The organism is Mesorhizobium sp. M0698 (assembly GCF_040320455.1).
In the GTDB taxonomy this organism is placed as follows: domain Bacteria; phylum Pseudomonadota; class Alphaproteobacteria; order Rhizobiales; family Rhizobiaceae; genus Mesorhizobium.
Map to the genome: position 1 here is coordinate 82,320 of NZ_JAMYPQ010000011.1, position 12,469 is coordinate 94,788.

At 61.0% G+C, this 12,469-nt stretch carries 11 protein-coding genes and 1 tRNA gene; 8 read left to right on the plus strand and 4 right to left on the minus strand.

Annotation, left to right across the window (positions count from 1 at the left end; translation table 11 throughout):
- Positions 1-118 precede the first annotated feature (118 nt).
- A complete protein-coding gene (locus tag NKI16_RS21400; RefSeq protein ID WP_352783316.1) occupies positions 119-1,939 on the plus strand; it encodes an extracellular solute-binding protein in 1,821 nt (606 codons plus the stop codon).
- A gap of 23 nt (positions 1,940-1,962) precedes the next feature.
- Positions 1,963-2,640: a DsbA family oxidoreductase gene (locus NKI16_RS21405; RefSeq protein WP_023675040.1), complete on the plus strand. Its 678-nt coding sequence runs from the start codon at positions 1,963-1,965 to the stop codon at positions 2,638-2,640.
- A gap of 6 nt (positions 2,641-2,646) precedes the next feature.
- Here the strand turns inward: NKI16_RS21405 and NKI16_RS21410 are convergent, their stop codons facing one another.
- Positions 2,647-3,081, minus strand: a complete 435-nt coding sequence (locus NKI16_RS21410; protein WP_352568630.1) for a hypothetical protein — start codon at positions 3,079-3,081, stop codon at positions 2,647-2,649.
- A gap of 628 nt (positions 3,082-3,709) precedes the next feature.
- On the opposite strand from NKI16_RS21410, the gene NKI16_RS21415 reads away from it, so the two are divergent.
- Together NKI16_RS21415 and mgtE are read left to right on the plus strand one after the other, a co-directional pair.
- Positions 3,710-5,599, plus strand: coding sequence for an ABC transporter ATP-binding protein/permease (locus NKI16_RS21415; RefSeq protein ID WP_352621773.1), 1,890 nt, complete (start codon positions 3,710-3,712; stop codon positions 5,597-5,599).
- Between the two features lie 271 nt (positions 5,600-5,870).
- A complete protein-coding gene (mgtE, locus tag NKI16_RS21420) occupies positions 5,871-7,235 on the plus strand; it encodes a magnesium transporter (protein ID WP_352621775.1) in 1,365 nt (454 codons plus the stop codon).
- Between the two features lie 57 nt (positions 7,236-7,292).
- Here the strand turns inward: mgtE and gor are convergent, their stop codons facing one another.
- The 3 genes from gor to rpiA form a co-directional block, all read right to left on the minus strand.
- On the minus strand, positions 7,293-8,681 hold the full coding sequence (gene gor, locus NKI16_RS21425) for a glutathione-disulfide reductase (protein ID WP_352593576.1): 1,389 nt from the start codon (positions 8,679-8,681) through the stop codon (positions 7,293-7,295).
- A 117-nt stretch (positions 8,682-8,798) separates the two neighbouring features.
- Positions 8,799-9,377 carry a DUF2059 domain-containing protein gene (locus NKI16_RS21430; protein WP_352593579.1) on the minus strand — a complete coding sequence of 193 codons (579 nt, stop codon included), beginning with the start codon at positions 9,375-9,377 and terminating at the stop codon, positions 8,799-8,801.
- Complete coding sequence (rpiA, locus tag NKI16_RS21435) at positions 9,364-10,095, minus strand: ribose-5-phosphate isomerase RpiA (protein ID WP_352593582.1); 732 nt, start codon at positions 10,093-10,095, stop codon at positions 9,364-9,366. The genes NKI16_RS21430 and rpiA overlap by 14 nt, the downstream gene beginning before the upstream one ends.
- 144 nt (positions 10,096-10,239) lie before the next feature.
- Here rpiA and NKI16_RS21440 point away from each other — a divergent pair, with 144 nt between their 5' ends.
- From NKI16_RS21440 to NKI16_RS21455, 4 genes are all read left to right on the plus strand, one after another.
- On the plus strand, positions 10,240-10,923 hold the full coding sequence (locus NKI16_RS21440; protein ID WP_352593585.1) for a phosphoglycolate phosphatase: 684 nt from the start codon (positions 10,240-10,242) through the stop codon (positions 10,921-10,923).
- A 103-nt stretch (positions 10,924-11,026) separates the two neighbouring features.
- Positions 11,027-11,101, plus strand: a tRNA-Val gene (locus NKI16_RS21445).
- A 507-nt stretch (positions 11,102-11,608) separates the two neighbouring features.
- Positions 11,609-11,860 carry a PepSY domain-containing protein gene (locus NKI16_RS21450; protein ID WP_023675031.1) on the plus strand — a complete coding sequence of 84 codons (252 nt, stop codon included), beginning with the start codon at positions 11,609-11,611 and terminating at the stop codon, positions 11,858-11,860.
- Positions 11,861-11,987: 127 nt separating this feature from the next.
- Positions 11,988-12,464, plus strand: coding sequence for a hypothetical protein (locus tag NKI16_RS21455; protein WP_023675030.1), 477 nt, complete (start codon positions 11,988-11,990; stop codon positions 12,462-12,464).
- Positions 12,465-12,469 lie beyond the last annotated feature (5 nt).

Consider the following 12,469-nt stretch of genomic DNA (forward strand, 5'->3'; position numbering starts at 1 on the left):
AAGCGGTGCCGAATCCAGCCCGGGTCTCGCGAATCTTGGCCGAGGGATAGGCTCAAGGGGTTGGCCGGTGCACGACCGGCTCATGTATGCTGCGCATCGAATCGGGAAGGAGACGGTCATGGGCCGCGTTGTCGTTTGGCTGATCGCCGCAATCTTGTTTGTCGGCCTTTCCCTGCAGCCGGCCCTGTCGGAACCGGTGCACGCGCTTGCCATGCAGGGCGAGCCGGCGCTGCCGGCCGACTATGATCATTTCAACTACGTCAATCCCGACGCGCCGAAAGGCGGCAGCATTACCTATTGCGTCGTCGGCAGCTTCGACAATCTCAATCCGTTCATCCTGAGAAGCCTGCGCACCACCGCGCGCGGCATGATGGATCAAGCCTTTGGCAATCTTGTCTTCGAGCCGTTGATGCAGCGCAACTACGACGAGGCCTTCAGTCTCTACGGCCTGCTCGCCGATACCGCCGACATGGATCCCGAGCGCAAGAGCATCGAATTCCACCTCGATCCCAACGCCAAATGGTCGGACGGCGAGCCGGTGACGCCGGAAGACGTGTTGTTTACCTATGACGTCTTCACCGAGAAGGGCCGCCCACCTTACAGCCAGCGAATGAAAGCGATTGCCAAGCTCGAAAAGACCGGCGACCGCAGTGTGCGCTTCACCTTCAACGACAAGGCCGACCGCGAATTTCCTTTGATCATTGCGCTGACGCCGATCATCCCGAAACACGCCTTCAACAAGGACACCTTCGACAGGACGACGCTAAAGCCGGTGATCGGCAGCGGGCCTTACACGGTGGCGCAAGTCGTGCCCGGTCAGCGCATCGTGTTCAAGCGCAATCCGGACTATTGGGGCAAGGACGTGCCGTCCAAGCGCGGCTTCGACAATTACGACCAGATCACCATCGAATATTTCCTCAACGCCAACGCCAAGCAGGAAGCGTTCAAGAAAGGCATCTGCGCCATCGACGACGACAGCGACCCGGTCAAACGCGAGCGCGATCTCGATTTTCCGGCCTTCCACAGGGGCGAGGTCATCGCCGAAACTTTCGATACCGGCATTCCGCCGGTGGTCAACGGTTTCCTGTTCAACACGCGGCTGCCAAAATTTTCCAATCCGGTCGTGCGGCGCGCGCTCGGCATGCTCTACGATTTCGAATGGGCCAACAAGAATCTGTTCGGCGGCAAATACACGCGCACGATGAGCTTTTGGCAGAATTCCGAGCTGTCCGCGCTCGGCCACCCGGCCAGCGAAAAGGAAAAGGCCCTGCTGGCCCCCTACCCCGGCCGCGTGCCCGCAGATGTCATGGACGGCACCTACAGGCCGCCCGTTACCGACGGCTCCGGCCAGGACCGCAAGGTGCTGAAGGCGGCATTCGAGCTGCTGAAGAGCGCGGGCTATACGGTGCAGGACGGCGCGATGCTCGATCCCGAGGGAAAGCCGTTCGGTTTCGAGATCCTGACCGCCTCGCAGGACGAAGAGCGACTTGCCGCTATCTATCAGCGCACCCTTGAGAAGCTCGGCATCGATGTCGGCATCCGCAGCCTCGACGGTGATCAGATCCAGTCGCGCAAGCAGCGTTTCGATTTCGAGGTGCTGGTCGGCTCGACCGGTTTCAACAACTCGCTGTCGCCCGGTATCGAGCAAACCGGGCGCTGGGGATCCGCTGCCGCCAAGGCCGAAGGATCGTTCAACCTCGCCGGCGTCGCCGATCCGGCGGTGGATGCGGCGATCGAGGCGATGCTGAGAGCTCGTTCGAAGGAGGACTCCGTCGCCGCCGTCCGCGTTCTCGACCGGCTGCTGATCTCCGGCAACTACATGGTGCCGACGCAGCACAACAACCAGCAATGGCTCGCTTATTGGAAGTATCTGGAACATCCGCAAAAGACGCCCATATACGGTTATCAGTTGCCGACCTGGTGGCGCAAACCGAAGTGACCTCTTCAGAACAGGAGATCAAGATGAACGACGAGAACTCGATTACCGTCGATGTGGTCTCCGACGTCGTGTGCCCCTGGTGCTTTATCGGCCAGAAACGGCTCGACAAGGCGATTGCCGCCGTCGATATCGACGTTCACATACACTGGCGGCCCTTCCAACTCGACCCAACAATCCCGCCCGAAGGCAAGAACCGCCGCGACTATATGGTGGCGAAATTCGGCAGCGAGCAACGCATCCGCGAAATCCATGCCCGGATCGAGCCGCTGGGCGAGGCTGAAGGGATTTCCTTCGCCTTCGACGCTATCAAGGTCGCGCCCAATACGCTGGATGCGCACCGTCTCATTCGCTGGGCCGGGACGGCCGGCGAGGCCATTCAGAACCGGGTGGTGCGCCGGTTGTTCCAGCTGAATTTCGAGGAAGGCGCCAATCTCGGCGATCATGCCGTGCTGATCGAAGCCGCCCGCGAAGCCGGCATGGATGCCTCCGTGGTCGAAACGCTTCTGCCGACCGACGCCGATGTCGAGGCGGTGCGCACCGAAATCGCCACCGCTTCGCGCATGGGCATATCGGGTGTGCCGTGCTTTCTGCTTGAAGGCAAATATGCGGTGATGGGAGCCCAGGACGCCGATACGCTTGCCGATGCGCTCCGCCAGGTCGCCGCGGCCAAGGCGCGCGGCGAACTGGAAACAGCGAACTGAGTCGGACTACTTCACCGTCACCTTGGCCTTGCTGACGAAAAAGCCATGGCCATGCTTGCCGGTGCAGGTCAATCCCTTGGTGGATGACTGGCAGGAAAACGGGCCCTTACTCCAGCTGGCGCCGTACGCCAGCCTGGTGACGTCGCCGCAGCAGCCTTGCTCGCCCGGATTCTTGATCAGCGTCGCCGGACCTTTCGGACCGAGGATGACGGTGACGTAGCTGGGCTCGACGCGCGAACAGCTCAGTTCCGGTCCGCCATCCTGTGGCTCGTAGGTGCTGGTGCCGCCCTTCGGCGTGTAGATGCAGCCAATATTGCCGGACGGCGTGTTGAACTCGATCTGTCCCTCGGCGTTTGCGGGAACAGTCTGGCTGCCGGCATATGTTTGCGGCAGCCAGAAAAATGTTGCGAGCGTCGCGACAAAAAATGTCCGTGCAAGCATGGCGAACTCCCCCTGGTTCTAACCTGGATGCGTCCGGCCAGGTTCAATCCGAAGCGCGTGTTTGTCAAACGCGGTTTGTGCGCGCTCTTAAAACGGCACGGGCCAATTGATATTGATCTTCATCCTGGACTGTGTCGGCAAAGTCATTGCTTGGCCGACTACGGGGTCCTGACAAGGCGGCTTCAACCACGAATCATACGGTCACGCTCTGGCCGCCGACGAAGCCGGACTGGCCGTGAAGGCGATTCAGGCCGTGAAGATCGACCGCTGGACGGCGCTTCTATGTTCACAAAGCTGTGTGAAGACCTTCCCTTGGGGAAGGTCTCTACTTGCTCCGGCGCAAGCAACTAACTAGTTGAAATTGCGTTGGTATTCAGCCCCTCGAAGCATGACGACATAGCGCCGTGATCGTTCATTCTGTTGCTCCACTGCAACGGCCGGTGAGCTAAGCCACCTGCGACTGGTGAAAAGCTAATGGAAAATGATCAATTGGTGTTACTGTCCGTAACAAAAGAAAAATCGTTTGGGCGGGATAGTGATTCGGGTCGATAGACCAACGCGACATTCAATATCGGAAAAATGGCTCCGCGGTGCCGCAAGGCCGTCGCCCCTGACGCCCGTATCGTCGATGCGCAGCTTCTGGGGACTGATGCGGGCCTACTGGTTCTCGGACCGGTGGGTGGAAGCCTGGACGTTGACGCTGGTGATTGCGCTGCTCACCGCGCTCTCCAGCAAGTCAGGCGTGTGGTTTGCCGTAGCATCCGGAGAGCTGGTCAACTCGATCGCCTTTTTCCATGATGCCGCGAACACCACCCCGCTTCAGACACTGCTGACCAATGCCGGGATACTTGTCCTCCTGGTCTTGCTTAAGGATGCGGGTTTTACCGGTATCCGCAGCCTGGTATCCGCAACGTTGCATCGCAAGTGGCGCGGCTGGCTGGACAGCCAGTTCAACGAAGCCCTGCTTGATTCCAATCACACCCATTTCCACGCTCAGCATGGCTCGTCAGGTGCCGCCGCTCCCGACAATATCGATCAGCGCATCCAGGAATCGATCAAGGATATGACGGGCGGAGCCATCGGCCTCGCGATGGGGGTTCTGGCCGTTGCTACTTCATTGTATTTCGTTGGCCAGCAACTGCTTGCACACTCGGCGGAGGTCAAAGGGCTGGAGTTCCTCGGCAGCTATGGCAGCGCCGTCCTCGCCTTTCTGGCGGTCGCCACCTACGTGCCGTTGAACACCTGGATCGCGGTCAAGCTGGGCAGGCTGCTGGAACGACTCAATGTCAGGATGCAGCAGGCCGAAGGCAGCTATCGCGGCGAGCTGATCACATTCCTGCGCCGCAGTTTTCATGTCGCCGCATCGCAAGGCGAGAACGTGCAGAAGGCAGTGCACACCCAGCGCTATGTCGACATCGACCGCACCTGGGCGCGGCTGAACATCGTCAACACAGGCTACAATTCGTTCGAACTGATCTACAATTTCATCGGTGCCCGCATTGTCGCCTACGGGCCAGGCTTGGTTCCCTTTATCCATAACGGCTTCGATCTCAAGGGCTACATAACCGGCTCCGAGATGGTCAACTCGCTGATCAGTCAATGCTCGTGGTTCATCCACGTCATGCCTGCCATCGCCGCGCTGCGGGCCAACAGCCAGCGCGTCACCGAACTCGCAAACGCGATCGAAAACGTCCAGCACCCGCAAGAATTCTATCAGCAGACCGGCCGGTCCGACTTCCGCTACGACCGCCAAAACCCGGTCTTCGGCCTGACCATCCAGAAACTAGAGCTTGCGCATCAGGGCGAGGACGCAACGCCCTTCCTGAGTGCCGCGAATTTGCGCTTCCGGCGTGGCGAATGGACTTTCCTCAAGGGCGAATCCGGTTGCGGCAAGACCTCGCTGATCAAGGCGATCAACGGCTTGTGGCCTTACGGTCGCGGCACCATCGTCTTCCCGGAGGGGGTCAGGACTTTCTACGCCGCCCAGGAAGTCAAGCTGCAGCAGGTTTCGCTGAAGCAACTGGTCTGCCTGCCCGGTTCCGAGCATGATTACGCCGACGTGCAGGTCGCATCCGCCCTGCACAAGGCCGGCCTCGGCGACTTCATCGAACATCTGGCCGATGAGAGCCGTGAAGGAAAGATCTGGGATCAGGTTCTTTCGGGTGGGCAGAAACAGAAGCTCGTGGTCGCCCGCATCGTGCTGCAGCAGCCGGGACTACTGTTCCTCGATGAAGCCACCGGCGCGCTCGATCCCGAAGGACGGATCGCCTTCCACCAGGCGATCAAGGACAATTGCCCTGATGCAACTGTGATCTCGATCATGCATGAGGCGACGCCGCCGAGATCGCTCGCGGGCACCGAATTCTACCACAGCGTGGTTGCGATCGCCGACGGCGTCGCTACCAAGAAGCCGCTGGTTCCGAGCTTGCCGGTAGAGCTCACCACCATCCTCACGCAGCCGACGCGGCCGGCCGAGGACAAGTGGCTGCGCTTTCCCCGCCGGCTGAAGCAGAGATAGCCGCGGCACCATTGCCAGCGTCCAGCCAGCCTGCCACGTAGCCCGATCACAGTCTCGCGATCCAGTCGGTTTGCCGCCGTTTTAACCCGCTCTCGCGATTGACTCGGCAAGGCGCGCTCCTATGTTGCGCCGGCTTGCAGAATCTCAACTCGAACCCGCGAGCAGAAAGGTCACCGCGCCATGCCTGGCGACAGTCACAGTCGAACGCAACCGCCGTCCGCTTGACGTGACCTGACAGGCTCACGTCCTGCCGGACGGCAAGGAGTGAGCCATGAACGAGTTTTCCCCCCCAGCGGGCGGCGATGCCATCGCCATCGCTCGCGTACTTGCCAACGAACACGTCGCCGACATCGTCGAGGCCTTGAACCAGGAGCCCCGCGAGACGGCATCGGAGCTGCTTTGCGAAGTGCCGTTCGAGCGGCTGGTCGAGATCTTCGACCAGCCTGAACTCGACGGCGCATCCGAACTGGTCGAGGCGCTGCCCCGCATCAAGGCAGGCAGACTGCTTGCCGCCATGTCGGTCGACCGCGCCGCCGACATACTGCGCGATCGGAACGAGCCGGCTCGTTCCGAACTGCTCGGCGGCCTGGCGCCACCGCTGCGCGCGACGCTGCTTGCCATTCTCGGCTATCCCGAGGGCAGCGCCGCCTCGCTCATGACGACCGAATATGTCAGCGTGCCGCCGGACTGGAGCGTGGCCCGCACGCTGGATTATATCCGCAAGGTGGAGCGGACGCGCGAAACCGTCTACGCGATCTACATCGTCGATCCGCAAACGCATGTCCTGTTGCGCTCGACCAGCCTGCGTCGACTGATCGCTGGCGGGCCCGACGAGCTGATCATGGCAATCGCGCCGGATCGTGCGCCTATCACCGTTTCACCGCTGACCGATAGTGAAAAGGTTGCTCAGTTGATCTCGAAATATGATCTGCTCGCCGTTCCGGTCGTGGACAACGGCAAACTGCTCGGCATCGTTACCATCGACGATATTATCGACACGATGATCGAGGAAACGACGGAGGATGTGCATCGTTTCGGCGGCATGGAGGCTCTCGACGAGCCCTATATGAAGATGGGCTTTCTGGCGATGATCCAGAAACGCGCCGGCTGGCTGTGCGCGCTGTTTATCAGCGAGATGCTGACCGCCAACGCGATGCAAAGTTATGAGGGCGAGCTGGAAAAGGCGATCGTGCTGACGCTATTTATTCCATTGATCATGAGCTCCGGCGGCAATTCCGGCTCGCAGGCGACCTCGCTCGTCATCCGGGCGATAGCGCTGCGCGAGATCGGCCTTGGCGACTGGTGGCGGGTGGCATTGCGCGAGCTGCCCACCGGCCTGCTGCTTGGCTCGATTCTTGGCGTGGTCGGCGTCTGCCGCATCGCGCTCTGGCAGTATCTCGGCTTCTACGACTACGGCCCGCACTGGCCGCTGATCGCAATGACGATCGGCGCCACGCTGGTTGGCATCGTCACCTTCGGCTCGCTGTCTGGATCGATGCTGCCGTTCGCCCTGAAGCGCATGGGCTTCGACCCGGCCAGCGCATCGGCCCCGTTCGTCGCCACGCTGGTCGACGTCACCGGGCTGGTGATCTATTTTTCTGTGGCGCTGGTGATCCTGCGCGGAACGTTGCTGTAAGAAAACTCACGCACTTCCATCGCGGCAATTTCGTTGCCGCGATGGGTTGTCGTCGCGTCAGACGCGCTCACCATCTCTCACCCGGTAAGCCGGTTTGTACATGGTGACGAGTTCTTCCGCGGCGGTCGGATGCACCGCCATGGTGCGATCGAAATCATCCTTGGTCAGGCCGGCCTTCAGCGGTATGCCGAGAAGCTGCGCCATTTCGCCGGCATCCGGCCCGAGGATGTGGGCGCCGAGGACCTTTTTCGAGGCGCCGTCGACGACCAGCTTCATCAGCATCTTTTCGTCGCGGCCGGAAAGTGTGTGCCGCATCGGCCGGAAGGTGGCGCGGTAGATTTCAACATCCGAAAAGTGCTTTGCCGCCTCATCCTCCGACAGGCCGACCGTACCGATCTCGGGCTGCGAAAAGACTGCGGTAGCGATCGTGTCATGGTCGGGCGCCGTCGGCTTGCCCTTGAAGGCGGTCTCGACGAAGCACATCGCCTCGTGGATTGCCACCGGCGTCAATTGCACGCGATGGGTGACGTCACCGATTGCCCAGATGTTGTCGATGTTGGTGCGGGAGTATTCGTCGACGTGGATTGCCCCGGTTTTGGTCATCTCGATGCCGACGCCTTCCAGGCCCATGTTCTCGGTATTGGGAATGCGGCCGATGGCGAGCATGACCTGGTCGACCGTCAGCACCGTGCCGCCGGTGACAAGCGCGTCGAGCCGGCCGTCAGGCCGCTTCCTGACCCACTCGGACACGGCGTGGCAGAGGATTTTTATCCCCTTCTTTTCCATCGTTTCGTGCAGCATGCGTCTGAGGTCCATGTCGAAACGGCTGAGGATCTCCTTGCCGCGGTAGACCAGCGTCGTGTCGACGCCGAGGCCGTGAAAGATGTTGGCGAATTCGACGGCGATATAGCCGCCGCCCTCGATCATGATTGCCTTCGGCAGTTCCTTGAGGTCGAAGGCCTCGTTGGAAAAGATGCAGTGCTCATGGCCGGGCAATGCCGGATGCGGCGCCGGTCGCCCGCCGGTAGCGATCAGGATCTGGTCGGCGGTAACGGTGCGATCCTCACCGAGAAGATGCACCACATGCGGATCGACCAGCACCGCGCGCGAGTGAAAGACTTCGCCGCCGGCGCCCTGCACATTGTTCTGGTAGACGGACTCCAGCCGGCTGATTTCGCGGTCCTTGTTGGCGACCAGCGTCTGCCAGTCGAAACGCGCCTCAGGCACCGTCCAGCCATAACCGGCGGCGTCGGCGAAATGCTCGGGGAATTGCGAGGCGTAGACATAGAGCTTCTTCGGCACGCAGCCACGGATCACGCATGTGCCGCCATAGCGGTATTCCTCGGCAATGCCGACACGCTTGCCGAGTGCGGCCGCGACGCGCGCCGCCCTCACCCCGCCGGAGCCGCCGCCGATGACGAAAAGATCGTAGTCGTAACCGGCCATGGCTGAACTCCTTGCCCCTCAAACCCCGAGACAGGTAGGCTGCCGACTATCAAAAGAAAAGCCCGGATTTGCCGGGCTTTTGGTCCAGTGGCGGTCAGGCGGCTCGGAAGTCCGCAATCAATTCGGTGTAGCGTCCGCGGGAGCTGCGCCATCGGCCGGAGCGGTACCGTCGGCAGGTGCAGCCGGCGCCTTGGCATTCGCCGCTGCACCCAGGGTCTCGCCGACCTGCTGGGCGAGATCGCGAGCCAGGCCGTTCTGCCAGATCTCGGCAGCCTTCACCAGTTCGCGCGTCACGATCGGGCCGTTGTCGAGCAGCTTCTTGCCGGCATCGGAATTGTAGAAGGCGGCGATTTCAGTGAGTTCCTTTTCCGAGAACACCTTTGCATAGGCGAGCGCTGCTTCCTTTTCCAGGTCGGCGCGGCGCGATGCCAAGCCCATTGCCTTCTCGTTGATCGTCTTGGCGATCAGTTCCTGCATGTCCGGGTTCTTCTGGATCAGCTGCTGCTCGAGCGCCGCCGCCGCTTGCGGCAGGATGTTGTCGAACGTATCCGTCGCATGGATCGCCGCGACCGCGGCGCGCGCCGCCTTCAGATGGGCATCGGTGACGTCCTGCGAAAACGCCGGCGACGACAGCGCGAAAACGGCCGAGGCCGCCAGAATGGCAAAAAAGCGGCCAACCCGGTTATGCAACATCATGATCGGTAAAACTCCCTGATTTTCGGGCGGCATGGACGGTTTGGATGCCGTCGCCGCCGGCTATGATGGCCGTTGATGCCAGCCCGATGAAAAGACCATGCTCGACCACGCCCGGAATGGCGTGGAGAGCATTCGAAAGCGCTCTTGTATCCGGAATGCGGCCAAAAGATGCATCGAGGATAAAATGGCCGCCGTCTGTAACAAATGGCTGGCTCCCCGTCATCCTCAATGTAACAGGGCCGGAAAGGCCAAGGTTTGCAGCCGCCGCGCCGACCGCAATTTCGGTGGCGCGCAGGCCAAACCGGTTGACTTCGATGGGCAGCGGAAAACGGCCGATCATCTCGACCATCTTGGAGCTGTCGGCGATGACGATCATGCGGGCGGAGGCCGCCGCGACGATCTTTTCACGCAGCAGCGCGCCGCCGCCGCCCTTGATCAATGTCAGCGCCGGATCGATCTCGTCGGCGCCGTCGATGGTGAGGTCGAGCTCGGGGGTTTCCTCGAGGGTCGATAGCGGCACACCAAGCTCGCTGCAAAGGACGGCGGTGCGCTCCGAGGTCGGAACGCCGATGACAGTCAGGCCGGTGGCGATCTTGTCGGCGAGCAGCCGCACGAACTCGTCTGCTGTGGTGCCGGTGCCGATGCCGAGCCGCATGCCATCCGTGACATGGGCAAGCGCTGCCCGCGCGGCCTCAACCTTCAATTGCCTCGCATCCATGCCGGGTCCCGAGATTTGTTTCAGCGCTCGTAGCATTTTTGCCGGGCTGGTCAAAGGACCTTGCCCGCGCTGGATAAGCCGTCTTGCCTGAACGGGCCGCAGCGGTTATCGCCTGCCGGCAATCAAATTGTCACAGGACAGGCCATGACCCGACCGATCATCGTGTTCGACCTCGACGGGACGCTGATCGACACGGCGCCGGACCTGCTCGACAGTCTCAACCACAGCCTTGCCGCCAGCCAGCTCGCGGCCGTCGACGAAGCCGGCTTCAAGCGCTTCGTCGGCCATGGCGGCCGGGTGATGATCGAACGCGCTCACGCAGCGCAGCACAGATCGCTGGCAGTCGAGGAGCACGACCGCCTGCTCAAGCTGTTTCTGGACCATTACACCGTTAACATCCCCGGCAAGTCGCGCCCCTACCCCGGCGTCCCCGAGACGATCGCACGGTTCGAGGCAGCCGGTTACCTGCTGGCCATCTGCACCAATAAATACGAGGCCAATTCGGTGGCGCTGATCGAGGCGCTCGGCATGACCAGGCATTTCGCGGCTATCTGCGGTCAGGATAGTTTTCCGTTCCGCAAGCCCGACCCGCGCCATCTCACGCAGACCATCGCGCGCGCCGGCGGCGACCCGCACCGTGCACTGATGGTCGGTGATTCGCAGACCGACATCGACACGGCGAAAGCCGCCGGGATTCCGGTAGTGGCAGTCGATTTCGGCTACACCGACCGCCATGTGCGAGAGTTCGAACCGTCGGCGGTAATCTCGCATTTCGATTCGCTGACGCTCGATCTGGTACAAGGACTGATGGCCGCCGCAGAAGGCTGAAAGCTGCCCATCGGGCGGACCGCCAAATGCCGACCGACAAGTGGTTGACTTAGCAGGCCGGCCTCCCTTATATCGCGGCGCGCTTGGCCTTCGGGCAACGAGCGGGCGATTAGCTCAGCGGGAGAGCACACCCTTCACACGGGTGGGGTCGCAGGTTCAATCCCTGCATCGCCCACCATTTGCTTTCCTGAATCAATTCAAGCCAAGCCAGAGCGGCTAGCAGCTGCAGGTAGCCCCCCTCGCCGCCAAAATTCTTTTGGGCGAAATTCAAAGCGCTGCCTCTCGTATAGCTCTGGAACTGGCAAACGTTGGAGCCGGCCCGCACCTTCATCTGCTCGATATCCCAGAACGAAACCTCGATGCGGTCGTCGGCGCAATAGACCGTATAGCGTTCAGGTTCTAGCGCCTCGGCTTTCTGGACAGGCATCGAAATGGCCGGAATGGAAAATATGAAAAGTACAAATATGATGGCATGACGCATTTGCATGTAAAACCCCGAATGACCACCGGCACTATTACGGCCGCGATGTTGAGGCGACGCATCATGATTTTAAGCAGTCGCCGTGTTCTTTCGGCAGCCATAAATCAGGTACGGACGGCGCCTCCTTGTAGCGCAACGGTCCGCTATCCCGGAACAAACCTGCATAGAAACGAGTTTCTGCTGATCGAGATGTGAGGGAAAGCCATGTCCAGACTTGTTTTGGCGGCCGCCGTGCTGCTTGTCGGCGGATCGGCCTTTGCCGCGGACGAAAATCCGGTGCCGCCGCAGAATGCCAAGAAGCTGTCGGAAATCATCGCCAAGGTCGAGCAGCGCGACGACTTCCGCTACATCAAGGAAATCGATTGGGACAGCGATGGCTACACCGTCATTTATTACACGAGCGACAAGGCGAAAGTCGAAATCACCTACGATCCGGTGACAGCCGCGCCGAAATGAAGCTGGGCGCCAACGGTCCAGATTCTAAAAAATGGCGCGCCTCGAAGGCCCCCGGCCTTCGGCAGACGCTTGCGTAGATATGACTTTGATGGCTGACTGAGTGCTATCATTGCGCGCGGGGGTGGGCATGGCGACGGTAAAGCACGTATTGAAACGCTTTCTGATGATGCTCGCGGGTTATTTCATAGCGGTACTGGTTGGGCTGATCGCGGTGGCGGCGATCTATGGCGGGCTGAGTTCGCTGCCAAATGCGCCGAATTATTTCGACGTCATGGGTGTCACCCCCGTTGCGGTGCTGCTGTTGCCGCCGCTAGGCATGTTCATCTATTTTCTGACGATCGTGCTGACCGGCTTGCAGACGCTGATCTTCGCACTGATTGCCGAGTTTTTCTCGCTGCGCAATTTTTGGCTGCACATGGTCTTCGGCGGGGCGGCCGCGGTTGGCGGCTTCGCCTTGATCTGGCCCAGTGTACCGGATGACACGAACCCGGAGCGCTGGGCCGATATCGGCATCATTGCCGCCGCAGGCGTTGTCGCGGGCTTGGTCTATTGGCTCATCGCCGGACGCGATGCCGGTTTCCGGCGTCCACTGTTTCAGCGCTAGAACCG